This is a genomic window from Streptomyces sp. NBC_00727 (assembly GCF_045161745.1).
Classification (GTDB): domain Bacteria; phylum Actinomycetota; class Actinomycetes; order Streptomycetales; family Streptomycetaceae; genus Streptomyces.
The window spans coordinates 363,387-388,299 of the sequence record NZ_CP108981.1; the positions used below are offsets into that span (position 1 = coordinate 363,387).

Sequence of the window (24,913 nt, forward strand, 5' to 3'; positions counted from 1 at the left end):
CTTCGTCGGCCGCGCACCGGGCCGGGTGCGCGGCGCATTCGGCTTCTCAGGACTGCCGCAGCGCGCCCTCCAGTACGGCGGCGTGTACGGCTCTGGCCAGCCGCGCGCCCCAGCGGGAGCGCGGCCCGGCGAACGGTTCGGCGGCGCCGGTGTCCGGCGAGGCCGCGGGCGCGGCGACGCAGACGGCGTCGGTGGGGGTGCCGGAGCAGTCGAGCCCGGCGTCCAGGAGCGCCTGCACCTTGGCCTCCGTGGCGGTGGCGACGGCGTTGACCAGGGCGGCGTCGGACAGCGGCACCGGGAACGTCACCACGATGTTGACGGTGCCGGGAGGCGGCGGTCCGCCGGTGCCCTCGCCGGGGACGGCGGCCCAGCCGCGTACGCCCAGGCCGCAGGTGGCGGTCGCGTGCACGCCCTCGTCGGCGGCGGTGGTGTACGCGCTGACGTCGGCGGCGGTCATCAGGCCGGCGCCGGGGCCGGTGAGGTGCGCGGCGGCGGCGATCTCGGCGAGGTGGCGGTCCGGGTCCATGCGGGGATAGCCGCCGGGCACCTGGGCGTTGAGGAGCCAGTCGCGCGGGCCGATGCCGCCGCCCAGGACCGCGCTGCTGCACACCCGCCAGCCCGGCCCCAGCCGCCATACGAGATGGTGCAGGTCCACGCCGTCCTCGTGCCGGGCGAGCAGCTCCCCGCGTTGCCCGGGGAGCCGGATGCGTACGGAACGGATGGAGCACCCCCGGGTGGCACGGCGGGACGTCGGCGTGGACCCGCTGATCATATGTGCCGGGTCCGGGGCTGCCGGGAGCCGCCCCCGTTCCCCCGCCTCCGGTGCCCGGCACCCGGCCCGTTCACCCGATTGGCGTAACGGGCGCAAGAGCCCCGCACCCGCGTCACACGGGGGCTGCGCCGGTCCGATGCGGATGCCGCGCCCCGGCCCCGGTGGCCGGGCGGTTGCAGCGTCCATCCGGGTGAGGCGCGATGGAATCCGGACGCGCCTTCTCTGCTGGACCCACCCACAGGACGCGCCCGGGCGAGGAGGAATCGGATATGGGAGCCGCTGACGGTTTCACGGATTCCGGAGAGCTCGACGGCCTGACGGTGTACGACACCGAGGGCGAGAAGATCGGCAACGTGGGCCGCGTGTATGTCGACGACAGCACCGGCCGCCCGGACTGGATCACGGTGAAGACCGGCCTGTTCGGCATGAAGGAGAGTTTCGTGCCTCTCGCCGGAGCCCGTCGAGTGGGCTCCGACCTGCACATCTCCCACGGCAAGGACCAGGTCAAGGAAGCTCCGAGGGTGGACGCGGACGCACATCTGTCCGTGTCCGAGGAGGAGGAGCTGTACCGCCACTACGGCCTGACCCGGAACACCAAGAGCAACCTCGGCGACCGTTCCGGGACCGGCGCACCGACGACCACGGGCACCGGGACCATGGGTGCGGCGGGCGCCGGCGCTGCAGCCGGGGCCGGGGCCGGGGCCATGGGTGCGGCAGGCACGGACCGGACCCAGGCGGCCGGCACCGGCCGGCACCGGGACACCGACACCGCGGGCACGGCTGCGGGCCGTCCGCTGGCCGGAGCCGGCGCCCAGCGGTCGGGCGCCGACCTGGGCGGCAAGGAGGAGATGATCCGCTCCGAGGAGCAGCTGCACATCGGCACCGAGGAGTACGAGAGCGGCAGGGCCCGTCTGCACAAGTACGTCGTCACCGAGAACGTCACGCGCAGCGTGCCGGTCTCGCACGAAGAGGTACGCGTGGTCCGTGAGCCCCTGCAGCCCGGCGACAAGACGGCCGCGCGCGCGGGCGACCTGACGGAGCAGGACGTGGAGGTCACCCTGCACGCGGAACGCGCCACAACGCGCAAGGAGACCATCCCGGTCGAACGCGTCCGGATGGAGACCCAGAAGGTGACGGAGCAGAAGGAGGTCTCCGCCGAACTGCGCAAGGAGCAGATCGACTACGCGGACGGCACCACCAAGGGCGGCAAGGACATGGGTGGCAAGGACACCGGCGGCGACATGGGCCGAGGACGCCACCGCTGACCCCCGCACCGGCATGACTGCCGCACCGCACCACAAGCGAGGGGCGGGCCCGCCGACGGGTCCGCCCTCTCGTGTGCCCGGGCGGTGCCGGGGCGGTCAGGGCAGGAAGCGTACGGAGGGCCTGTCCTGCGGCCCGTCCGCTGTCACGACGGCCCGCACCCGGTAGACGTCCTCGATCAGCTCCTCGGTGATCACCTGCCCGGGCGTTCCGCCCGCGACCGCCCGCCCCCCGCTCAGGACCACGATCCGGTCGCAGAACATGGCGGCCAGATTGAGGTCGTGCAGGGCGATGACGGCGGTCAGCGGCAGCGAGGCCACCAGGGAGAGCAGTTCCAGCTGGTGCTGGATGTCCAGGTGGTTGGTCGGCTCGTCCAGCAGGAGTTCGCGCGGCCGCTGGGCCAGTGCGCGGGCGATCTGGACGCGCTGGCGCTCCCCGCCGGAGAGCGTGTGCCAGGACTGGTCGCGCCGGGCGGTGAGGCCGGTACGCTCCAGCGCCTCGTCCACCGCCGCCGCGTCCCCGCCCGTGGGCGCGGCCCAGGCGCGGCGGTGCGGGATGCGGCCCAGGCGTACGACGTCCAGGACGCTCAGTTCGTCCTGGGTGACGGCGTGCTGGTCGACGACGGCGACCCGCCGGGCCACCGCGCGCCGGCCGACGGCGGCCAGGGGTTCGCCGTCCAGGGTGACGACGCCCGCGTGCGGGGCGAGGACGCCGGCCAGGATGCGCAGCAGAGTCGACTTGCCGGAGCCGTTGGGGCCGATGAGTCCCACGGTGGTGCCCGGCTCGGGGGCGAGCGTCACGCCGTCCAGGAGGAGCCGGCCGCCGGCTTCCCGGCTGACGCGGGCGGCGCTCAGGCCCTCGGCCGCTGTTCCGGTCATGCGGCCCGCCTGGTGCGGTAGAGGACGAGGACGAAGGCGGGCACGCCGATCAGGGCGGTGACGACGCCCACCGGGACCTCCTGGGGATCGAGGACGGTCCGGGCGAGCGTGTCGACCCAGACCAGGAAGACGGCCCCGGCCAGTGCGGTGACCGGCAGCAGCCTGCGGTGTCCGGAGCCGGTGAGCGCACGGGCCGCGTGCGGCAGGACCAGGCCGACGAAGCCGATGGCGCCGGCCGAGCTGACGAGCGCGGCGGTCAGCAGCGCGGTCGTGCAGAGCAGGACGGTACGGGTGCGTGCGACGTTCACGCCGAGGGCGGCGGCAGCGTCCTGGCCGAAGGCGAACGCGTCGAGCGTCCGGGCGTGGCCGAGGCAGATCAGCAGGCTCACGGCGAGGACGGCGGCGCAGATCCACACATCGGTCCAGCCGACGCCGCCGAGCGAACCGAGCAGCCAGAACAGCACACCGCGCGTCTGCTCGGCGTCGGCGGCCGTCATGACGACGAAGGAGGTGAGCGCGGAGAACAGCTGCATGGCGGCGACTCCGGAGAGCACGACCCGGTCGGTGGAGCCGCCGAGGGTGTGGCTGAGCAGCATCACCAGCGCGAAGGAGCAGAGCGCCCCGATGAACGCCCCGGCCGGCAACGTCACCGCTCCCCCGCCCACGCCGAGCACGACGACCAGGACCGCGCCGGTGGACGCCCCGGAGGAGACGCCGAGGACGAACGGGTCGGCCAGCGGGTTGCGCAGCAGGGACTGCATGACGGTCCCGCAGACCGCGAGCCCGGCACCGCAGACGGCGGCGAGCAGGGTACGCGGCATGCGCAGGTTCCAGACGATGCCGTCGCGGATGGGGCTGAGCCGTGGTTCGCCTATGCCGAGGTGGGCGGCGACGGCGGACCAGACGTCCCCGACGGAGATCCGGGCCGGGCCGATGGTGACGGCGACCGCGATGGACAGGGCGAGCAGCAGGGCGCCGCCGGTCCACAGGAGCCCGCCGCTCAGGGCCCGCAGGCGGGGGCGTGCGACGGCCGTCGGCGCCGGGTGTTCGCGCGGCGCCGCGGTCCGTTGGGTGCCGGTCACCCCGCGAGCCCGAACTCGCGGAGTGCGGCGGCCAGTTGTTCCAGGCCCTCGACGGTGCGGATGGTCGGGTTCATGGCCTGACCGCTGAGGAGGACGTAGCGCTCGTGGCGTACGGCGTCCATCTTCTTCGTGACGGGGTTCGACTCCAGGAAGGCGATCTTCCCGGATGCGCTCTCCGCGGTCTGTGACTTGCGGGTGAGGTCGCCGATGACCAGGACGTCCGGGTTGCGGTCGGCGACGGTCTCCCAGTTGATCTGCGGCCACTCGTCGTGGGTGTCGTCGAAGACGTTCGTCACGCCGAGCTCCCGGGTGATGATGCCCGGCGCCCCGCAGCAGCCCGCCAGGTAAGGGGACTCGGAGTTGGCGAACCAGTACATGACGGAGGTGCCGGAGGCGTCGATGCCGTCGGTGGCCTTGCGGATACGGGTGCGGAGCCGCTCGACGAGCTTCTCGCCGCGCTCGGGGACGCCGAAGACCCGGGCGAGGTCGCGCACTTCGCCGTAGACGCTGTCCATGGTCAGGGCGCCGGTCCGGACGCCGTCGCCGTCCTTGGTGTTGTCCTTCGCCGTGCAGTCGGCGGGCGAGACGTAGGTGGGGACGCCCAGCTTCTCGAACTGCTCGCGGGGTGCGACTCCGCCCTTGGCGAGGGTCGACTCGAAGTCGGCGGTGACGAAGTCGGGCTCCTGGTCGAGGACCTTCTCGGACGAGGGCCGGTTGTCGGCGATCCGCTTCACGCCCGCGTTGGCCTTCTCCAGGCCCTTCATCACCGGGTCGGTCCAGGTGGCGGTGGCGGCGATCCGGTCCTGCAGGCCGAGCGAGAGCAGGATCTCCGTCGTGCCCTGGTCGACGGAGACGGCGCGCCGGGGCGGGGCGTCCACGGTGACGGTGCGCCCGCAGTTGTTGAGGGTGACCGGATAGCCGTCCGCCTTGCCCGGTGCGTCGGCCTTCTCGGCGGGGGACCCGCCGCAGGCCGTCAGGAGCAGGAGGGCGGCGGCGAGCAGGGCGGCGGAACGTATGGGCGGCACGGGACATACCTCGGCGTCTCTGGGCCCATGCGCGGGGCCCGCTGTACGGAACCCGCCGCCCGGTCCCGGGCGGCGGTCGCCAGCAGGTCTTCGGACTCGGGTTCACGCGGACGGGACGCCTTCCCGGGGGACGATGGTCTCCCAGTGGCCGTGGCCCCGCCCGTCCCCCTCACCGCTGCGCGTCAGTTCCGGATTCGCACCGGATTCCCTGACTCCCACGTGGAGTTCGACTGGCCTTGGCACGCTACCACGGGCGTCCGGCCAGTTCAGCGGCGCCCGTGGTCGTCACGGGCGGCCGCTCACGGACGCTGGAGGGCCACCACCGCGTTGTGCCCGCCGAAGCCGAAGGAGTGGCTGACCGCGCGGCGGACGGGCCGCACCAGCGGCTGCTTGGTGACGCAGTCGATGTCGAACCCCGGCGCGGGGGCGTCCAGGTTCGCGACGGGTGGGACGACCCCGCGCTGGAGGGTGAGGATCGTCAGCCCCGCCTCGATCGCCCCGGCCGCGCCCATGCAGTGGCCGAGCACGCCCTTGGGGGCGGTGACGGGTGGCCGGTGCGGGTACACGCGGCTGATCAGCGCGGCCTCGGCGGCGTCGTTGCGTACGGTCGCGGTGCCGTGCGCGTTGACGTGCTCGACCTCGTCGGCCCGCCAGCCCGCGTCGCGCAGGGCGGCCTCGACGGCGGCCCGGGCGATCCGGCCGTCGGGGTGCGGGCTGGTGGGGTGGTGGGCGTCCGTGGTGGCGCCGGTGCCGGCGAGCAGGGCCCGGGGTTCGGCGCCCCTGGCCTCGGCTTCGGCGGCGCGTTCCAGCACCATGACGGCCGCGCCCTCACCCATGACGAGTCCGGCCCGGTCCGCGGCGAAGGGCCGGCTGAGCCGGGACAGGTCGCCGTCCGCGCGGGCGGCGGCCCCGGACCGGGCGAACCCGGTCATGGCGATCGGGAAGACCGTCGACTCGGTGGCCCCCGCGATGGCCACGTCGCACTGCCCGGTGGCCAGCAGGTCCCGGGCGACGGACAGCGCGGTGACACCGGACGAGCAGGCCGTGCAGGGGGCCATGCTGGGTCCGGTGGCCCGCATCTCGATCGCGATCTCGGCGGCCGGCATGTTGGGGATGGTCAGCAGGACACCGGCCGGCGAGGTGGCCTCAGGACCCCGCCGTTCCAGGACCAGCGCCTGGTCCGTGAGGTGCGCGGAGCCGCCGCTGCTGGTGCCCACGACGACCGCGACCCGGCTGCCGTCCCAGCCCGCCGGGTCGAGCCCGGCGTCGGCGACGGCCTCCCGGGCGGCCAGGACCGCGAACTTGACGTACCTGCCCATGCGGAAGGCCGTACGGCGGCCGATCGCGGCGTCCAGATCGATGCCGTCGACGACGCAGGCGAAGTCGATCGCGCACCCTTCGAGCGCGGGGACGGTGCGGGCCGGGCTCACCGCGCCGCACACCCCGTCCCAGGTGGACTCGGTGTCGTTGCCGACCGGGGTGATCATGCCCAGCCCGGTGATGGCGATGGCCGGTGTCCTCATCGGGCGACGCCCGCCGCCGCGTGGAGGTGCGCCGTGAGCTCGGCGAGGGTGGTCCCCCGGGTCAGGACGCCGGTATCGAGCTCGACCCCGGAGGCCTCCCGGAGGACGACGGCGAACTCCGCGGCGGCCAGGGAGTCCATGTCCAAGCTGTCCATGGTGGATTCCGGGACGATCTCGGCCACCGGAACCTTGAAGGTACGGCTGAGTACGTCGGTGATCCGGGGGTCGATCGAGCTCATGGTCTTCCTTTCCTCATGGCCATTCGGTGCGGGTGCCCGACGCCGGTGCGCACGGCCCGCCGCCGGAACAACTGAGCAGCGTCGATCCGGTTACGCCTTGCGGCGAACCGATTCGCCACCGCTCGTCCGCGGGCCTCCGGTCCACCATGCGAGCAGGGCGACGGTGGTCCAGTACGCGAGGAGCACGGCCCCGGCCCCGAGTCCCTGTACGGCCCCCGCGGCGCGGCGCGCCCGGGCGCCCCTCATCGCCGTGCCTCCTTGTGCCAGTGGGCGTCGGGATCGTCGTAGGCGTCGGCGTAGCGGGCGCCCGTGATCGGCCAGTCGGCGAGCACCTCGTCGGGGAAGGCGAAGGAGTCGGCGAGCTCGGCGAGATGGGTCGCCACCGCGGCGACGAGCTGTTCGGTGTGGTCCGTCAGCGCCTCGACCTGACCGGTGCTCAGGTGGCCGGCCGCGAGGAGGTCCCCGCTGACACGGGCGACCCGGCCGAGGGCGAACAACCGGGCCAGCTCGTCCAGCCGGTCCCGGTCGGCCCCCGCCGGCAGCGCCTCGACCGCGTCGGCGTACGCCTCGGCCGCCTCCCGGCAGGCGTGCGCGTCGACCCCGCGCAGCGCGGGGCCCGATGCCGCGTTCCACCGCTCCAGGGGGTTGCCGTGTGCGACCGGTGCCATGCGGGCGCCGGCGCGCGCGAACCACAGCTCCTCCGCCCGTGCCAGGAGTCCGGCCAGGAACCGCGGATCGGTGAGGTCGCCGGTGGCCGGGGCGGGCGGCTCGTGCGCGGGGCCGGCCGCGAGCAGGGCGGCGGCGGCCCTGGCGTGGACGGCGAGGTTGTCGCCCTCGGCGGTGATGGCGCCCTCGACGCCGGTGACGAGCACGGACATGCCGTTGTTCTCCAGCAGCCCCTGGGCGCCGCAGCGTTCCCGGGACTCCACGATCACGGCACGGGCCTGCCAGGTGATCCAGCCCTTGGCGATGTCGACCAGCCGTTCGGCGGCCTCGCGCTCCGGCTCGGGCCCCGCCCCCGCCGCCTCCCAACGGGCCAGGACGCGGCGGTGCAGCAGGCTCATGGCGAAGACGGTGGCCATGGCCTCGGCGAGCGGCCCGTGATGGGTGCGGTACGCGAGCACCGGCAGCCGTGCCCCGCGCCCGGCGGAGACGTGGCGGTGGCCGCCGTAGCGCACCGCGACGGCCAGTGTGGCGCGCGCGGAGCCGACGGCGCTGGCGCTCATGCAGATCCTGCCGGTGACGACCCGGGCGATGGAGGCGAGGAAGCGGCGCCTGCGGCCCTCGACGGCGCTGCGGAACACCCCGTCGTCGTCGATCCGGCCCTGCGGGCCCGTCAGCAGTGCGTCGCGGCCCACGAAGACGTGGTCGAAGGAGGTCAGGCTGTGGTCGACGGGGCTGCCCATGCGCGCCGGGAGCCTGCGCACCCGTACGCCGGGCAGCGGCCCGGTGGCATCGGTGAGGGGCACCAGCAGCAGGAACACCCCGTGGTCGGTGCCGTCGGCGAGCAGGCGGGCGGCGACGAGCCCCGACTTGGGGCCGCCGGCGAGGCCGGTGTTGGGCATGAACTTCTGCGCGCCGCAGTGCGGGGTGTGCAGCACGAACCCGTCGCGCGCGGGATCGTGGGTGGCGGTCGTCTCGACGGCGGCCGCGTCGTTCCCGTGCGCTACTTCCGTACACAGGAAGGTCCCGGTGCGCCGGAGGCCGAGGAAGTCGGACAGGTCGCGGGGGCTGTCGGCCCCGTGGTCGAGGAGGCTGCCGAGGAACAGGTTGTAGTGGATGCCCGCGATGGTCGCGAGGGCCGGGTCGACGGGGGCGAGCCATTCGTGCAGCGCCGCCAGCGCCCGGGGGTCGGAGGCCGGGCGGGCGGCGCTGTCGAGGGCGTCGTTGAGGGTGCGCAGCCGGGCGTACGCGCGTGCGAGCCGTTCCTCGGGGGTGCCGCCGGTGTCCGGCCCGGGGGGCAGGCGGAACGGTTCGGTGGCGACGAGCCGCCGCCAGAAGCCGTGCTCGCGGCGGGCGTCCTCGCCCAGGAGTACGGAGGTGAGGGGGCTTTCGTAGGGCTCGGCGCCGGTCCGCGTGGCGCCGGCGCCGGCGAGCGTGGTGGTCATACAAAGCTGAACGACCGGCGCACGGTCAGGACACCGGGGTCGCGCAGTTGTTCACCTGCCGGCGTGCCGGGCGCGTTCGAAGGCGAGGACGACGTTGTGCCCGCCGAAGCCGAAGGAGTGGCTGACCGCCCGCCGGACCTCCTGGCGGCGCGGCTGCTCGGTCACGCAGTCGATGTCCCACTCGGCGGGCGGGGCGTCCAGGTTCGCGACCGGCGGGACCAGCCCGTGTTCCAGGGTCAGCACGGTGGCGGCGGCCTCGATCGCGCCGCCGGCGGCGAGCGTGTGTCCGAGGACGCCCTTCGGGGCGGTGACCGAGGGGCGGTGCGGGAAGAGGCCGGCGATCAGCGCGGCCTCCATCGCGTCGTTGAGCGGGGTCGCGGTGCCGTGGGCGTTGACGTGGTCGACCTGGTGAGCGTCCCAGCCCGCCGATTCCAGGGCGGCCTCGGCAGCGCGGCGGGCGCCCCGGCCCGCGGGGTCGGGGGCGGTGGGGTGGTGGGCGTCGGTGGCGGAACCGGACCCGGCGAGCACGGCCCGCGCCCTGGCTCCCCGGGCCGCCGCGTGCCCGGCGCGCTCCAGGACCAGCACGGCGGCGCCCTCGCCCAGGACGAAGCCGTCGCGGTCGGGCGCGAAGGGGCGGGAGGCGCCGGCCGGGTAGCCGGTGCGCGTCGACAGCGCGCCCAGCTGGGCGAAGGCGGCGACCACGAGGGGCGTCAGGACGGATTCCGCGCCGCCCGCGACGACGACGTCGCACCGGCCGGAGGCGAGGAGGTCGTGGGCGGTGGCGAGGGCTGTGGCGCCCGAGGCGCAGGCGGTGGCCGGGGCGAGGCTGGGGCCGTGCGCCCGCAGGTCGATGGCGATCTCGCCGGCGGCCGCGTTGGGCATCATCATCGGCGCGAGGAGCGGTGAGACGGCCTGCGGCCCGTCCGCGTCGAGCCGGCGGACGTTTTCCACGAGGACCGGCACCCCGCCCACGCCGACGCCGAGCACGACGCCCACCCGGCCGCCGTCCCAGCTCTCCGGGCGCAGTCCGGCGTCGGTGACGGCCCGGCGCGCGGCGACCAGGGCCATCTTCACGAACCGCGCCATCCGCCAGCCGGCCCGCCCGCCCACGGCCTCGTCCAGGTCGGTGCCGTCGGCCCGGCAGGCGAAGTCGGCGGGCAGTCCGGCCAGTTCCTCGCAGCGCCGGGCCGCCGAACGGCCCGCGCACAGCCCGGACCAGAAGGCGTGCTCGTCGTCGCCCACGGGGGTGACCAGGCCCAGGCCCGTCACCACGGTCGTCGTCCTCGCGGCCCGCTCCATGCTGTGGCCCTCCCCTGTGTCGTCCGGCCCTCTGAGGGGCAACGCGTGAAGGGCCGTCAAGGGTGCGGGCGGGTTCCCGTCACCCCGGACCGAGCGCCCCGCGCAGTTCCATCTCGTCGGGCGGGTTCGCCCCGGCCCGGGCGACGGTGACGGCCGCCGACGCCGCCGCGTGGCGCAGCACGTCGCGGACGGTGTCCCGGTCCGCCGTGCGCAGCCGTTCCCGGCCCGCTTCCCCGAGCAGGCCGTGGGCGGCGAGGGCGTGCAGCGTGCCGGACATGAACGCGTCCCCCGCGCCCACGGTGTCGACGACGTCGACGGGCGGCGCGCCGATGTACACCCACCCGCCGGGCAGCAGCGCCGTGGCCCCGTCACCGCCCCGGGTGACGAGGACCAGGGCCGGTCCGGCGTCGAGCCACCGCTCGGCGGCCTCCGTCGCGTCCCGGCCCGGGTACAGCCAGTCCAGGTCCTCGTCGCTGGCCTTGACCACGTCGCTGAGGCCCACGCACCGCTCGACCCGGCGCACGGCGTCCTCGCGGTCCCCCATCAGCGCGGGCCGCACATTGGGGTCGTAGCTGACCGTGGCGGCGTCCCGCAACGACTCGACGGCGGCGAGCACCGTGGCCGCCCCGGGCTCGGTCACCGCGGCGATCGACCCGGTGTGCACGTGCCGGGGGCGCCGGTCGAGGGCGGTTCGGCCGAGCGTCCAGGCGATGTCGAACGCGTACGAGGCGCGGCCCTCGCCGTCCAGGGTGACGACGGCCGACGGGGTGGGGCCCGGGGCGCCGTCCGTGCGCACCTCCACCCCTCCCCCGGCCAGGTGCGCGCGGATCAGCCGCCCGTTGTCGTCCGGGCCCAGCTGGGTGAGCAGGGTCGCGTCGTGCCCGAGCCTGGCCAGACCGTGGGCCACGTTGGCCGGACTGCCCCCGGGGTGGACCCGGTCCGGGGCACCCGGGAGCCGGACGATGTCGGCGACGCATTCGCCGATGACCAGGAAGTCGGGGTGGTCGGGCATGGGGGCGTGATCTCCCTGGATGCGGTGACGGGATGACGGGGCGTCCGGCCGCCGCTACGACGTCCCGGGCCCCCGGGCACCCTCGCATGCGACGGGCCACGTCCGCGCGTGCGGGCGCCCCGTTGCACGGGCTACCCCTCCAACGCGTCCGCCACCTGCTCCAGGAACCGCGCGTGGGCGTGCGCGCTGCACACCGGCTCCGGGTTCCAGGGGACCACACGGGCCGCTCCGGCGACGGCCGCCCACTCGGGGTTGTCGCGCAGTTCGCCGAGCGGGGTGGCGTTGGACCGGATGTCGGCGAGGACGACGTCGGGGCGCAGTGCGGCGGCGTCGGCCCAGCCGGTCGTGGACCAGTTGGCGCCGGGGCCTTCGGCGGGCTCGAGGAGGCCGACGCCCAGGTCGGCGAGGACCCGCAGCTCGGGCCACATGCGGGGGCGGGCGAGGTGCGCCTGCTCCTGACCGGCCGGTGACAGGGCGAGGACCCTCGCACGGTCCGGGCCCGCGGTGAGCGCCCGCAGCCGTGCCCTCGCCGCGTCCAGCTCCGCGGTCGCCGCCGCGGGCTCCTGCGCGCCGAGCGAGCGGGCCAGCTCCGCGAACCGGTCGCCGACCTCGGCGAGGGTGCGCGCCTGGCCCACGTCGATGACGACAACCGGGACGTGGCCCTCCAGGTGCTTGGCCGTCTCCGGGTCGAGGCCGTAGACCTGGCCGCCGCCGTAGCTGACGGCGACGACGAGGTCGGGCGCGCCGCTCAGTAAGGCGTCCACGTCCAGGGTGGTGCCGGCACCGGCGTACGCGATGCCGTCCAGGGGCAGGGACCCGGTCTTCGCGGGGTCCGGGGCGGCCGGGTCGTCGTGGCCGGAGCCGAAGAGCCCGGCCGGACATATGCCGTGGTCCCACAGGCTCGCCCCGGCCTGGATGTAGGCGAGCACCCGCTGCGGGCGCTCCCCGGTTGCCGACAACTGCCCCCGGTCGTCGGTGAATTGCCACACGGTCTGCTCGCTCACGTCACACGCCTCCCACCGGGACCCGCCGCCGGGGTGACGGCGGTCGACGAGTACCTGCCCAGCAAATGCGCGCGGCACCCGCCGGGGCGGAAACCGGCTGGAGGCGGACCGGAGGCGGGCTAGAGATCCGGCCGCGTCCCGCGTACGAGATAGGTGACGGGGCCGGGGTCCGGGACGTGGATCTCGGTAAAGCCGAGCCGGTCGTAGAAGGCCCTGGCGGGGGTGTTGGAGGTGAGCATGGAGAGGTGGACGCCCTGCACCCCGCGGGCGTTCAGGGCCGCGAGGAAGGTGTTCATCAGCACCCTCCCGTACCCCTTGCGCTGCCAGTCGGGCAGGAGGTCGATGTGCAGGTGGGCGGGGTGGTCCGCGAGTTCGGGCAGGACCATGCGCTCCGGGTTGTGCAGCAGCGCGGTCATCTCGTCGCCGGGGCTCTGCGGCGGGCCCTCGGGGAGGGGGTAGCGGTCGGCGACCTGCGGCAGCCAGCGCTCGCGGAACTCCTTGACGAAGCGCGGGGTGTCGGCGGTGCCGAGGATGTAGCCGACCGGGCGGCCGGTGCCGTCGTCGAGGACGAAGGTCAGCTCGGGTTCGAGGTGGGCGTAGGGCGTGGCGAAGATGGCCGGCACCAGCCCGTGGTCCGGGTAGATGTCCCGGGCGTCGCTGCCGCCGGCGGCGGTGCGTATGCAGATGTCCGAGAGGGCGGCGCTGTCATCGGGTCGGTAGGCCCGTGGGCCGGGAAGGATCGTCACGGGCTCATCCTGCCGACTCGGAGAGCGCTCCCACAAGGGAGTCAGGGGTTGACTGCGGTGAGGAGGACGACGGCGTCCTCCAGGGCGAGCAGCCCGTGCCGCTCCTGCGGGATGGGGTGCAGCCGTCCGGGTGTCAGTTCCACGTCGCCGGAGGCGGCGGTGAGCCGGACGGAGCCGCGCAGGACCTGGAGCGAGGCGGCGGGCGGGGCGTTGTGCTCGTCGAGCGCTGAACCGGACGTCAGGGCGATGACGGTCTGCCGCAGCGGGTCCTGGTGGAGCAGGAGGTGGGCGCTGCGGCCGTGCGGCGCGTCGCGGGCGGCGGCCAGGTGCTCGGCGGCGAGGGCATTCAGATCGTTCGGAGCGTCCATATGCCCACTGTGCCGCAGCCCCGGCCCGCCCGCGAACCTGCCGTACGGGTCTGGACGCGCTCCCACGCGGCCCCGGCCCCGTACGGCCGGCGTGCGGCCATGGCGTCGTCAGGCGCGCAGCCACACCGCCGTGTCCTGCGGGAGGCGGCCCGCTTCGTCCAGGGGTCCGCTGGTGAGCAGCACCGCGCTGTGCGGGGGCAGCTCCGCGGCCTCGGCGGCCAGGTTGACGAGGCAGAGGAGTCCGTCGGTCCTGGCGAATGCGAGTACCCCGGGCGCGGCGTCCAGCCAGGTCAGGCGCCGGATGCCGGGTTCTCCCCCGGTGCCGAAGCCCGGCTCGGTGCGCCGCAGCCGCAGGGCCTCGCGGTAGAGGCCGAGCATGGATTCCGGGTCGCCGTTCTGGATGTCGGCGGCGTACCCCGGCCAGCCCTCCGGCTGCGGGAGCCACGGCTCCGCGGTGGCCCCGAATCCGGCGTACGGCTCGCCCGCCGCCCAGGGCATGGGCACCCGGCAGCCGTCCCGGCCCGGGTCGGTGCCGTTCTTGCGGAAGTGCATCGGGTCCTGGATGCGGTCCAGCGGGATGTCGGCCTCGGGCAGCCCGAGTTCCTCGCCCTGGTAGAGGTAGGCGGCGCCGGGCAGGGCCAGCGAGAGCAGGGCGGCGGCGCGGGCCCGGCGGGTGCCGAGGGCCAGGTCGGTGGGGGTGCCGAAGGCCTTGGCCGCGAAGTCGAAGCCGGTCTCCTCACGCCCGTACCGGGTGACGGTCCTGGTCACGTCGTGGTTGCAGAGCACCCAGGTGGCGGGGGCGCCGACGGAGGCGTGTTCGGCGAGGGTGTCGTCGATGGCGCCGCGCAGCTTCTCCGCCTCCCAGGGGCAGGCGAGGAAGTTGAAGTTGAAGGCGGTGTGCAGCTCGTCGGGGCGCAGGTAGCGGGCGAAGCGCTCGGTGTCGGGGAGCCACACCTCGCCGACGAAGACGCCGCCGTACTCGTCGGCGATGGCGCGCCAGGAGCGGTAGACGTCGTGGAGTTCGTCGCGGTCGACGAAGGGGTGCGGGTCGCTGCCGAGGGCGAAGTCGGGCAGCGCGGGGTCCTTGGCGAGGAGGGCGGCGGAGTCGATGCGTACGCCGGCGACGCCGCGTTCGAACCAGAAGCGCAGTACGTCCTCGTGTTCGCGGCGGACCGCGGGGTGGGCCCAGTTGAGGTCGGGCTGCTGGGTGGCGAAGAGGTGGAGGTACCACTCTCCGTCGTCCAGCCGGGTCCAGGGGGTGCCGCCGAATTCGGAGACCCAGTCGTTGGGCGGGATCTCGCCGTCGGCGCCGCGGCCCTTGCGGAAGTGGAAGAGGTCGCGCTCGGGGCTGCCGGAGCCGGCTTCGAGGGCGGCGCGGAACCAGGCGTGCTGATCGGAGACGTGGTTGGGCACGATGTCGACGATGGTGCGGATGCCCAGTTCGCGGGCTTCGGCGATGAGTTTCTCGGCCTCGGCGAGGGTGCCGAAGGCGGGGTCGATGGCGCGGTAGTCGGCCACGTCGTAGCCGCCGTCGGCCAGCGGCGAGAGGTACCAGGGGGTGAACCACAGGGCGTCCACACCCAGTTCGACGAGGTAGGGCAGCCTGGCCCGTACCCCTGCCAGGTCGCCGGTGCCGTCGCCGTCGCCATCGGCGAAGCTGCGTACGTAGATCTGGTAGATGGCGGCGTCGCGCCACCAGTGTGCGGTGGCCTCGGACGGACGGTTGGCTGCCACTGACGTTCCTTTCGGGCAGGTGGGACTCCGCCGCCGGCCCGGCCGGCGGGGCAGGATGGGTGAGCCGGCGGCGGAGTGCTGAGGGGATGGCGGCTGGGGAGGGCGGGTGTCAGCCCTTGAGGCCGCCCGCGGTGAGACCGCTCATGATGTTGCGCTGGAAGAGCAGGAAGATCAGCAGCGTCGGGATCGACGCGATGGTGAGTGCGGCGATGAGGACGTTCTCGGGGACACCGCTGGCCAGGGAGTAGATGCCCACGTTGAGCGTCTGCTTGTCGGGGTCGGGCAGGGTGAGCATCGGCCAGAGGAAGTCCTTCCACACGCCGACGACGGCGAAGATGGAGACGACTCCGAGGATCGGCCGGGAGATGGGCAGGACGATCGAGCGCAGGGTGCGCAGGGGCGAGGCGCCGTCCATGGCCGCGGCGTCGAGGAGTTCGCCGGGGATGGAGTCGAAGAACCGCTTCAGCAGGAAGATGTTGAAGGCGTTGGTGACCGACGGCAGCCAGATCGCCCAGGGCGAGTTGACGAGGTTGCGCTGGACCAGGGGCACGTCCAGCACCGTGAGGTACTGCGGGACGACGAGCACGGTGGCCGGGATCATCAGGGTGGCCAGCATCATGCCGAGGATGACCTTGCCGAAGACCGGCCGCAGCTTGGACAGCGAGTAGGCGGCGGCGACGTCGAAGACCAGCTGGAAGGCGAGCGCGCCGAAGGCGTAGTACAGGGTGTTGAACAGCAGCTTGGACAGGTCCATGACGGTCCAGGCCTGGCTGTAGTTCTCGGTGTGGATGGAGCTGGGGAAGGCCGTGGGCGGGCTCTGCACCACTTCCTGGGTGGTCTTCAGGCCGCCGGTGACCATCCAGTACAGGGGGCCGAGGAAGACCGCCGTGAACAGGACCATCACCAGGCCGAAGACGATCCAGTAGACGGCCTTGCCGCGGGGCCTGCCGAGCTGGGCCGGCGAGATCAGGGTGCGCTGGCGGGCGCGTTCGGCGCCACCCTCGGACCTGCGCCGTGCGGACTTGCGTGGGGTGCTCCCGCGCCGGGAGACAAGCGTGTTCGATGCCATGGTCCTGGCTCCCGTCCTAGTCTTCGCTGCTGCGGCTCAGTCGTACGTACACCGCGGAGAATCCCGCGAGGACGACGAGCAGGACGAGGCCGAGTGCCGCCGCGCTGCCGTAGTTGTTGAAGTTGAAGGCGTACTGGTAGATGAGGTAGACGACGGTGGTGGTGGAGCCCTCGGGCCCGGCGCCGTTGGTGAGCAGGAACGGCTCGGTGAAGACCTGCATCGTCGCGATGATCTGCATGAGCAGCAGGAGCGAAAGGATGAGGCGGGTCTGCGGGATGGTGACGTGCCAGATCTTGCGCAGCAGTCCCGCGCCGTCGAGTTCGGCCGCCTCGTACAGCTCGCCGGGGATGCCCTGGAGCGCGGCGAGGTAGATGAGGGTGGCGCCGCCCATGTTCATCCAGGTCGCCGCGATGACGACGGAGAGCATGGAGGTGCTGGTGTCCTGGAGCCATTGCTGTTCAGGCAGGTGGAAGATGCCCAGGATGCGGTTGAAGAGGCCGTAGCCGGGGTCGTAGAAGTACTTGAAGAGCAGTACGGAGGCGACCGGCGGCAGCATCACGGGGAGGTAGACGAGCAGCCTCAGGTAGCCCTGTCCGTGCCGGAACTCGTTGAGCACGACGGCGATGGCGAACGGGACGACGAAGCCGAGGAGCAGGGCGAGGACGGTGAACAGGAGGGTGTTGCGCCAGGCCTGCCAGAAGGCCGGGTCGTTGAAGACGTACGTGAGGTTGGACCAGCCGGCCCAGGTGGTGGTGCCGTCCTCGTTCTTCTGGAAGGCCAGGACGAATTCCCGGACCATCGGATACCAGGAGAAGAGCGAGAAGCAGAGCACCGCTCCGATCAGGAAGCCGTGCGCTGAGATGTTGCGGCGCAGGGCGCGCAGGAACTCCTCGCGGGCGGAGTCCCGGCGGGCGGGGCCTGGGTGTCCTGGGCGAGGCCTGGTCGCCTTGCGGGGGGACAGGGTTGGGGCCGACATGGTGTCTCCTCGGTGCCGGTGTGCTGCGAGCGCGGCAGCGGACGGGGGCGGATGCGGGGCCGGGTCCGCGGACCCGGCCCCGCGCGTCCGTTACTGGTTCGCCAGGACCTGGTTGACCTGCTGCTCGGCGGTGGAGAGCAGCTTGTCGACGTCGGCGTTCTCGTTGGTCAGGACGCCCGACATGGCGTTGTCGAGGATCTTGTAGATCTCCTGGGCCTTCGGCGGCTCGGCCTTGCCGGGGACGGGGTTGTCCATGAAGGCCTTGAAGTTCTCGACGGGCATCGTCGCGTTCGCGGCGCGCGCGGCGTCGTCCTTGGTCTTGCTCTCGCCGAGGAAGAAGTTCGGCTGCGGCAGGCCGACGGGGAGCTTGTCGGCCTTGGTGCGGGCCCAGTCGAACTGGCCCTTGCCGGGGGTGAGGTTCTTGAAGTTGAGCCAGGCGATGGCGGCCTTGATCTGGTCGGGCGAGCTGCCCTTCTTGATCAGGTAGTTGTTGCCGCCGAAGAGGGTGCCCTTGGCGCCGGGGATCGGGCCCAGGCCGAAGGTCTCGTACGAGGCGCCGAGCTGCTGCACCATGTAGGCGATGTCGTCGGGGGCGGCGAGGAACATGCCGAGCTTGTCGCTGGCTATCTGCTTCTGGAGGTCGCCCCACTTGAGCAGCTGGGTCTTGCCCATGCTGTCGTCCTCCCAGCGCATGTCGTGCAGCTGCTGGAGGACCTGCTTGCCGGTCTCGTTGTTGAAGGCGGCCTTCTTGCCGGAGGCGTCGACCACCTCACCGCCGAGGCCGTACTGGGTGGCGGCGAAGTGCCAGCCGCCGTTGTTGCCGGCGCTGTACTCGCCGTAGCCGGAGATGCCCTTGCCGAGGCCGGCGATCTTCTTGGCGGCGGCGCGGACCTCGTCCCAGGTGGCCGGCGGGGTGTTCGGGTCGAGGCCGGCCTGCTTGAACAGCTTCCGGTTGATCATCAGGCCCATGGTGTAGTTACTGGTCGGCAGGCCGTAGAGCTTGCCGTCCTTGCGGGCCACGTCGACGACCTGGGGCTGGATGTCCTTCAGGGCGGGGACCGTCTTGTCGGTGACGTACGCGGAGATGTCCTCGGCCCCGTCGTTGTCCAGGACCTGCTGGAGGTCGCTGAAGTAGGCGTAGAAGACGTCGGGCTGCGACTTCCCCTTCAGCATGGCGGTGAAGCGGGGCGGCTCGTTGCACTGGCCCGGGGTGGACTTCCCGTTGATCGTGACGTTCGGGTACTTCTCGTTGAACGTCTTGATGTCCTCCTTCCACTCCCGCAGCTCGGCCGCCTTGGCCGCCGGCGGCATGCAGTCGATCGAGATCGTCACCTTGGTCTTCGGGTCCAGCGGAGCCGAAGGGTCGGACGAACCCTTGGACGAACTGCTCGAGTCGTCGTCCTTGCTGCTGCTCGTGCCGCAGGAGGCGAGCGAGGTCAGGGCAAGTGCGGTGACAAGGGCAGCCGCGGAGGCACGGCTGATACGGCGTGTGCGGCGCAACCCAGCACTTCTCATCGATGGTCCCCTTCGGGCATGAGCGTGGATGGCCCTCGGCCGACTGACTGCCGGGGCGAGGCACACTCAACCAGCGTCGACATGTGAACGCAATATCTCGCGCAGTTTTCGTAAAAGTTTGACAGCCTCAGGTACGCCGCATGCGGAATCCGGCGCGCGGACAGCACGGGGCGCCGCCCGGCGGACCGGACGGCGCCCCTGCGTACGGGAGTTGCTACGGGTTGATGTTGATCTTCATGGTGGACGTCGTGTTCTTCACGTCCTGGGCGTTGTCGCTGAACCTGAGCCCGTTGAAGGTGACCTCACCGACGGCGGGCCCCTGGCCGGCCTCCGGCATCTCGTTGGCCCACAGCCCGAAGCCGGACTTGGCGTCGAAGGCGTCCCCGCTCTTGCGGGCGCCGGAGATGGAGATGTCGGTCAGGATGGTGTCCTTGATCGGGAACTGCGGTTGGCCTCCCACGTAGTTGGTCTGGAACATGATGCCGCTGTACGTCGGGTCGACGATGTCGACGTGGTTGATCCGGATGCCCTGGAAGACTTTGGAGGCGGAGAACAGCCAGATGCCGGGGAAGGTCTGCGTGCCCCAGAAATGACCGCCGGAGCGGACCACGGAGACGTTCTCGATGGTCGTCGGACCGGTCCCGAATCCGTTCATCGGGTAGCCGAAGTCCAGCGAGCTGACCGTGATCCCGGAGTAGACCAGGGTGTCCGCGATGCGGATGTTGCGGAAGGTGTTGTCGTAGCCGCCGTAGACGGCCACACCGGCCGCGCGCCAGGTCAGGAGCGAGGTGAGGTTCTCGTAGACGTTGTTCTTCATGTCCGCGCCGCCGGAGTCGATCGCCGAGAACAGCGCGAAGCTGTCGTCACCGGTGGCCCGCGACTCGTTGTTGACGACGTGGTTGTCGGTCGAGCCGTTGGTCATGTTGATGCCGTCGGCGAACGTGTCGCGGATGCGGGAGTTCTTGATGGTGATGCTGTCGGTGTTGGCGCCCCAGTAGAGGCACACCGTGTGCTCGTTCCAGATGTTGTCGATCACCATGTCCGAGACGTTGGAGAAGTCGAACACCTTGCCCGGTCCGTCGATGCGCGAGGTGTAGTTCCCGAAGTACGCGAAGTTCGCGAACGTCGAGCCCTTGGCGCTCGCCTCGGCCCGGAAGCCGATGTCGGTGTTCTCCTGCGTCGAGGGCGCGTGGAACCTGGTGTACCAGGGCCCCGCACCGATCACCTTGACGGCCTTGCCGTAGACCTGGAACTTGCTGGCGGTCGCGTAGTCACCGGCCGGCAGGTAGACGCCCACCAGCTTGCCCGTGGTGTCCATCCGCACCCTGTCCAGGGCGTTCTGGACGTCCTGGTGGGTGAAGCCGGTCGGGACAGCGTAGGCGGCCGGGTCCGGGTTGGCGGTCTGGGTGGCCTGTTCCAGGCTGATGAAGTCGATCGCGTAGGTGCTGGTGTTGGCCGCGTCCTTCTGGAGCCGGATCTTGCTGCCCGCCGGCACGGTCTTGCCCAGCATCACGTTGGCCTCGTCGTAGATGTGCCGGGGTGAACCGGAGCCCGGGGAGTTGCCGGGGCCGGTTTCGGCGCCGTACAGCCAGGCGTACTTCGAGGTGAGGTCGATCGCCTTGAGGAAGGTGCCGTCCACGTAGATGTTGAGCTTGGAGTCGATGCCGCCGCCGCCCGCGGAGTCCGGGATGGAGTAGCGGGTCACCAGGGTGTTGGTGCTGGCCCGGGTGGTGAACTCGACGTAGTTGCCGGTGTTGTTCAGCGTGACCGCCTTGCGGCCCGACGCCTCGCCCGCGACGTCGCCGACGGTCCTGTTCGGCCCGACGACCTTCGCGCCGCCGCCGGTGACGCCGTCCTCCGCCTCGTAGGTGTCGTACGGCATGTTGGCGCCGCGCCCGACGAAGAAGGAACTGCTGACGGTGTTGTTCTCACGCTTGACCGGCAGCTCCTCGGCGTCGTCCGCGACCACCGTCTTCACGGTGTACGAGCCGTTGGCCGCCGTCCAGGAGCCCAGGTTCACCGGGGCGCTGGTGGCACCCGCGGCGATCGAGCCGTTGTAGCTGCCGGTGAGGGTCTTCACCGTGGCGCCCTTGGCGTCCAGCAGGGTCACGGTGACGGCGTGGCCGCCCGAGGCGGAGGCGACCGTGCCCTGGTTCCTGATGGCGACGGAGAAGGTGACGTTGTCGCCCTGGGCCGGGGCGGACGGCGAGGTGGTGACCGCGGTGGGCACCAGGTCGGAGCTGGCGACCGGCTTGACGACCAGGCCCGAGGTGCTGGTGTACGTGTTGTCGGTCTCGTTCTGCTCGATGATCTGGTTGTCCGGGTCAGCCACCGCGCTCAGCGTGTACGTGCCCGCGTCCCGCGCCCCGATGTCCGCGCTGACCTGCGTGGAGGCCCCGGCGGCGAGGGCGCCCACGGACGCGGTCGCGACCTTGGTGCCGCCGAGCCGGAATTCGAGCTTGCCGGCCGGAGCGGCGACGGCGCCGGTGTTGCGCACCGTCGCGGTGAGCGTGACCGGGTCCGACTCGACGGGTGCGGCCGGGCTCGCCGTCACCGCGCTGACCTGGAGGTTCGGGTTGGGAGCCGGGGCGCCCAGGACCTGGAACTCCGCGACCTGCCCGGCGGGCGCGCCCGTGTTGGAGGTGAACTTCAGCTGGACGTCGGCGACCCGCGCGTCGACCGGGATGGTCACCGTGTTGCCGCTGCCCGGGCTGAACGCGTAGTCCTTGGCGGCGACCAGGCTCGTGTAGGACGAGGCGCTCTGCTCACGGCCGAGGACCTGGATGTTCTGGGTCCTGGCTCCCCAGCTGCTGTCCGGGTTGAGCTTCACGACGACGCTCCGGGTGTCGGCGTTGGCGCCCAGCTTCACCGTGAGGGTGTTGGGGTAGCTGCCGCCCGCGCCCTCCCAGTAGGTGGAGAGCTGGTTGTCGTTGGCGTTCTCCGCGACGAAGGTATGCACCACGGAGGAGGCGGTGACGGGCTTGCCGACGGCCAGGTTGGAGGCGGCGCCTGTGGAGCCGTTGCGGGTGACGGTGTTGCTGTCGCCCGAGGCGTTGCCCGCCGCGTCCTTGGCCCGCACGAAGTACGAGACGGTGGTGCCGGCGGGCTGGGTGTCGGTGTACGTGGTGACATCGCCGGCCACGCTCTCGCGCAGCACGTTGTTGGCGTAGATGTCGTAACCGGTGACGCCCTTGTTGTCGCTGGACGCCGTCCAGGCCAGCTTGATCTGTCCGGAGGCGGGCTCGGTGAAGCTCAGGTTCGCCGGTGCGGTGGGCGCCTGGGTGTCGCCGGAGTCCCCCTTGCGGGTGACGGTGTTGCTGTTGCCCGAGACGTTGCCCGCGGCGTCCTTGGCCCGGACGTAGTACGCGACGGTGGTGCCGGCCGGGCGGGTGTCGGTGTACGTGGTGACATCGCCGGCCACGCTGGTCAGCAGGGTGTTGTCGGCGTAGATGTCGTAGCCGGTGACGGCGGTGTCGTCCGTCGACGGCTTCCAGGTCAGCTTGATCTGCCCGGTGGCCGGTTCGGTGTACGCCAGTTGCGCCGGCACGCTCGGGGCCTGCGTGTCACCGGACTCGGGGCCGTAGATCTCCAGCTCGGAGACCTGGGCGCCGGGCTGGACGGTGTTGGCGCTGACCAGGACACGGAGGTAGCGGGTGGTGGTGGCGTCGAAGGTGATCGTCGCCGTCTCGCCCGATCCGGGGCTGAAGGTGTACGCCTTGGACTGGGTGAGGTCGCTGAAGTCCGAGCCGTTGGCGCTGCCCTGGATCTTCAGGGTCTGGCTGCGGGTCTCCCAGCCGTCGGGCAGCCGCAGCACCACGCGGTCGACCCGCACGGACGAGCCCAGGTCGGCCTGGATCCACTGCGGCAGTTCGTTGTTGCGGCTCTCCCAGTAGCTGGCGCGGTTGCCGTCGTTGGCGTTGGCCGCGATGTACGTCTGGGTGTAGCTGCTGGCGGTGAGGGGGCGCCCGGCGGCGAGGTTGACCGAGGACTCCGCCGCGGCCCGGACCTCCATCTCGGCGAGCTGGCCGTTGGCGGAGGCGGTGTTCGCGGTGATGTCGGCCCGGACGAAGCGGGCTTGGGTGGCCGGGAAGCTGATGGTGACCTTGTTGGAGCTGCCCGGTGCGAAGGAGTAGGAGGCCGAGGTCTTCAGCGTGGAGAAGCTGGTGCCGTCGACGCTGCCCTGGAGGGAGAGCGTCTGGCGGCGGGCCGACCAGTCGGCGGGGAGCTTCAGCGTGACCTGGTCGATGCGGGTGACCTTGCCCAGGTCGCTCTGCACCCACTGGGGCAGGGACTTGCCCGACCCCTCCCAGTACGTCGACTGCTGCCCGTCGGCGATGTTCCCGGCGGACTTGCCGCTGCTCGCGGCCGTGCGGTGGCCGGCGGCGATGTTCGGGCCGCCGGCGGCCGAGGCGTTCAGCGCCGGCCAGGCGACCATCATCAGGCTGGTGGAGACGGTCGCGGAAAGGATCCGCCATCTCCAGCGTCGCGTTCTCATCTGTCCCCGATCTGCTGCCTCGGCGCGGGTGGCCGAGGCGCGGCTCAGTCTGCGAAACCTGCCCGTACATGAATTCCTGCACCGACAGGATGACCTTTTGCGTTTTGCGGTCAGAGAGTTGCAGAAAATTGACATGGAGTCCACCGTTCCGGCAGAAGTCGGCAACTCCGCAGGCCGGGCACGCATGAGCCAACTAGCGTGACATTAAGGGCGATTGATGCCGCACCGACGGGACCACCCGGAGTCGCCCGGTGGCGCAAGGAATTTGCGCCTCTACGCAAGCCGCTGAAAGCTGCCAGTTGAGAGGGGTGGCCCCCGGAGTGCCACGGACACGGCGAAGGGCGGGTCCGCCTCCGCGGACCCGCCCTTCGTTCTCTTCGTTGCTCAGCCGGAAAGGCTCACCCGGCGGGGCTCCACCGGTACCGGACGTCCGGCTCCTTCTCCTCGTTGCGGCTGCCGTCGTCGAACGCGACCGCGGTGAACCCATGACGCTCGTAGAAGGCCCGCGCCCCCGTGTTGCGCTGGAAGGTGTACAGGGCGAGCCCCTCGGGGCCGGCCTCCTTGGCCGCCTCCAGCAGGAGCGAACCGATGCCCCGGCGGCGCAGCCCGGCGGCGATGTAGAGGTGCTCCAGCTCGGTACCGTCCAGCGAGACGAAGCCGGCGATCCGCGTTTCCCCGCCCTCGCTCGTCTCGGCCACCCGGACATCGGTGCCGGGGAGCACCACATGGGTCAGCCAGGCGAGGGTCGCCTCGTCGCTGTGCACCCGGGCCAGGTACGGCATGGCGGCGGCGCGGGAGTCGAGGAAGAGCCTGGTGAGGGGACCGGCGTCGTCCGCACGGGCTTCACGGAGCACTGCGGGGGTGCTGTCCGACGGCAAGGTTCGCTCCTGTCCGAGGGGCCGCCGCCGGGCGCGGGGCACACGATGATCGAACATACGTCGGGCGCGGTCCGGATCTCCATAGGATAAGAGCGCCCTGCCCCACCGGTGCCCGCCCGTGGCACCCGTCCCGCCGAGGAAACGACGTAACGGTGTACCAGCCCCACGTGTTCACACTGACCGCGGACGGATACCGGGGGCCCGCACCCTCCTGGCCCGCCGGTGCGCCCTCCGTGTGGCTGGTGGATACGGAGCAGGTCGCCGGGACCGTCCGGTCGCTGGCGCCCCGCATCCTCGACGTCTCGGAGCTCGCCCGCGTGGAGAAGCTGGCCTTTCGGGCCGACCGCGACTGCTACACCGCCGCCCACGTGGCCCTGCGGCTGCTGCTCGGCGTCCGCCAGGGCGTCGCCCCGGACGCCGTACGGCTGACCCGGGAGCGCTGCCCGTCCTGCGACGGCCCGCACGGGCGGCCGGCGACCGGTGGAGGGGTGCACTTCTCGCTCTCGCACACCCGGGGCGTCGCGCTGCTGGCGTTCGCGGACGTACCCGTGGGAGTGGACGTGGAACGCGTCCCCGAGCCACGGGTCGTGACCGAGATCGCGGGACAGCTGCACCCGGCGGAGGCGGCCGAGCTGGCCGCGCTGCCGCAGGAGGAACGGCCCGCCGCCTTCGCCCGGGTGTGGACCCGCAAGGAGGCGTACCTGAAGGGTGAGGGCACCGGCCTCGCGGGCGGTCTGAACCGGGAGCACGTCGGCACCGGCCCGCGCCCGCTCGGCCCGCCGGGCTGGACCGTCACCGATGTCGCCGTCCCCGCCGGGTACGCGGCGGCGGTGGCCGTCGAAACGGCGGGGCGGGCACTCGCCGAGGGCCACGACCGGCGAAAATGACCGCACGGGCACATCGCACCGACCGACCGATACGGAGGAG

The 24,913-nt window shown here is 72.3% G+C and carries 21 protein-coding genes and 1 riboswitch; of the genes, 2 read left to right on the top strand and 19 right to left on the bottom strand.

The genetic code is table 11. The annotated features are described in order from the left end of the window. Positions 1-46: 46 nt before the first annotated feature. Positions 47-772 carry an adenosylcobinamide amidohydrolase gene (locus tag OG242_RS01690; RefSeq protein ID WP_405896418.1) on the bottom strand — a complete coding sequence of 242 codons (726 nt, stop codon included), beginning with the start codon at positions 770-772 and terminating at the stop codon, positions 47-49. Between the two features lie 269 nt (positions 773-1,041). On the opposite strand from OG242_RS01690, the gene OG242_RS01695 reads away from it, so the two are divergent. Then, positions 1,042-2,037, top strand: a complete 996-nt coding sequence (locus tag OG242_RS01695; protein ID WP_405896419.1) for a PRC and DUF2382 domain-containing protein — start codon at positions 1,042-1,044, stop codon at positions 2,035-2,037. Between the two features lie 96 nt (positions 2,038-2,133). Here OG242_RS01695 and OG242_RS01700 read toward each other — a convergent pair whose 3' ends face one another. From OG242_RS01700 to OG242_RS01785, 18 genes are all read right to left on the bottom strand, one after another. Beyond that, the gene (locus tag OG242_RS01700) at positions 2,134-2,913 is read right to left on the bottom strand and encodes an ABC transporter ATP-binding protein (RefSeq protein ID WP_405896420.1); all 780 of its coding nucleotides are present in this window, start codon (positions 2,911-2,913) and stop codon (positions 2,134-2,136) included. Next, complete coding sequence (locus OG242_RS01705; protein WP_405896421.1) at positions 2,910-3,995, bottom strand: FecCD family ABC transporter permease; 1,086 nt, start codon at positions 3,993-3,995, stop codon at positions 2,910-2,912. The genes OG242_RS01700 and OG242_RS01705 overlap by 4 nt, the downstream gene beginning before the upstream one ends. Next, positions 3,992-5,020, bottom strand: a complete 1,029-nt coding sequence (locus tag OG242_RS01710; protein WP_405896422.1) for an ABC transporter substrate-binding protein — start codon at positions 5,018-5,020, stop codon at positions 3,992-3,994. Before OG242_RS01710 ends, OG242_RS01705 begins: the two co-directional genes overlap by 4 nt. Positions 5,021-5,083: 63 nt before the next feature. Further along, positions 5,084-5,270: riboswitch (cobalamin riboswitch) on the bottom strand. A 49-nt stretch (positions 5,271-5,319) separates the two neighbouring features. Continuing rightward, positions 5,320-6,543 (bottom strand): beta-ketoacyl-[acyl-carrier-protein] synthase family protein, encoded by a 1,224-nt coding sequence (locus OG242_RS01715; RefSeq protein ID WP_405896423.1) that lies wholly within the window; start codon positions 6,541-6,543, stop codon positions 5,320-5,322. Then, positions 6,540-6,782 carry an acyl carrier protein gene (locus tag OG242_RS01720; protein ID WP_405896424.1) on the bottom strand — a complete coding sequence of 81 codons (243 nt, stop codon included), beginning with the start codon at positions 6,780-6,782 and terminating at the stop codon, positions 6,540-6,542. The genes OG242_RS01715 and OG242_RS01720 overlap by 4 nt, the downstream gene beginning before the upstream one ends. A 90-nt stretch (positions 6,783-6,872) precedes the next feature. Then, a complete protein-coding gene (locus OG242_RS01725) occupies positions 6,873-7,028 on the bottom strand; it encodes a hypothetical protein (protein WP_405896425.1) in 156 nt (51 codons plus the stop codon). Beyond that, positions 7,025-8,890 carry an acyl-CoA dehydrogenase gene (locus OG242_RS01730; RefSeq protein WP_405896426.1) on the bottom strand — a complete coding sequence of 622 codons (1,866 nt, stop codon included), beginning with the start codon at positions 8,888-8,890 and terminating at the stop codon, positions 7,025-7,027. The genes OG242_RS01725 and OG242_RS01730 overlap by 4 nt, the downstream gene beginning before the upstream one ends. A 51-nt stretch (positions 8,891-8,941) precedes the next feature. Beyond that, positions 8,942-10,189 (bottom strand): beta-ketoacyl-[acyl-carrier-protein] synthase family protein, encoded by a 1,248-nt coding sequence (locus OG242_RS01735; protein ID WP_405896427.1) that lies wholly within the window; start codon positions 10,187-10,189, stop codon positions 8,942-8,944. A gap of 79 nt (positions 10,190-10,268) precedes the next feature. Next, positions 10,269-11,201 (bottom strand): carbohydrate kinase, encoded by a 933-nt coding sequence (locus tag OG242_RS01740; RefSeq protein ID WP_405896428.1) that lies wholly within the window; start codon positions 11,199-11,201, stop codon positions 10,269-10,271. 131 nt (positions 11,202-11,332) lie between these two features. Further along, positions 11,333-12,205 (bottom strand): ABC transporter substrate-binding protein, encoded by an 873-nt coding sequence (locus tag OG242_RS01745; protein WP_405896429.1) that lies wholly within the window; start codon positions 12,203-12,205, stop codon positions 11,333-11,335. A 119-nt stretch (positions 12,206-12,324) separates the two neighbouring features. After that, complete coding sequence (locus tag OG242_RS01750) at positions 12,325-12,951, bottom strand: GNAT family N-acetyltransferase (protein WP_405896430.1); 627 nt, start codon at positions 12,949-12,951, stop codon at positions 12,325-12,327. A gap of 41 nt (positions 12,952-12,992) precedes the next feature. Beyond that, a complete protein-coding gene (locus OG242_RS01755) occupies positions 12,993-13,319 on the bottom strand; it encodes a cupin (RefSeq protein ID WP_020207421.1) in 327 nt (108 codons plus the stop codon). 108 nt (positions 13,320-13,427) lie between these two features. Further along, positions 13,428-15,053 carry a glycoside hydrolase family 13 protein gene (locus OG242_RS01760; protein ID WP_405896431.1) on the bottom strand — a complete coding sequence of 542 codons (1,626 nt, stop codon included), beginning with the start codon at positions 15,051-15,053 and terminating at the stop codon, positions 13,428-13,430. 109 nt (positions 15,054-15,162) lie between these two features. Beyond that, a complete protein-coding gene (locus OG242_RS01765) occupies positions 15,163-16,122 on the bottom strand; it encodes a carbohydrate ABC transporter permease (protein ID WP_405896432.1) in 960 nt (319 codons plus the stop codon). A gap of 16 nt (positions 16,123-16,138) precedes the next feature. After that, positions 16,139-17,098, bottom strand: coding sequence for a carbohydrate ABC transporter permease (locus OG242_RS01770; protein WP_405896433.1), 960 nt, complete (start codon positions 17,096-17,098; stop codon positions 16,139-16,141). A gap of 90 nt (positions 17,099-17,188) precedes the next feature. Beyond that, complete coding sequence (locus OG242_RS01775) at positions 17,189-18,613, bottom strand: extracellular solute-binding protein (protein ID WP_405896434.1); 1,425 nt, start codon at positions 18,611-18,613, stop codon at positions 17,189-17,191. Positions 18,614-18,827: 214 nt separating this feature from the next. Then, complete coding sequence (locus tag OG242_RS01780) at positions 18,828-23,108, bottom strand: discoidin domain-containing protein (RefSeq protein WP_405896435.1); 4,281 nt, start codon at positions 23,106-23,108, stop codon at positions 18,828-18,830. 398 nt (positions 23,109-23,506) lie between these two features. Next, positions 23,507-23,986: a GNAT family N-acetyltransferase gene (locus OG242_RS01785; RefSeq protein WP_405896436.1), complete on the bottom strand. Its 480-nt coding sequence runs from the start codon at positions 23,984-23,986 to the stop codon at positions 23,507-23,509. Positions 23,987-24,138: 152 nt separating this feature from the next. Here OG242_RS01785 and OG242_RS01790 point away from each other — a divergent pair, with 152 nt between their 5' ends. Next, positions 24,139-24,873, top strand: coding sequence for a 4'-phosphopantetheinyl transferase family protein (locus tag OG242_RS01790; protein WP_405896437.1), 735 nt, complete (start codon positions 24,139-24,141; stop codon positions 24,871-24,873). Positions 24,874-24,913 lie beyond the last annotated feature (40 nt).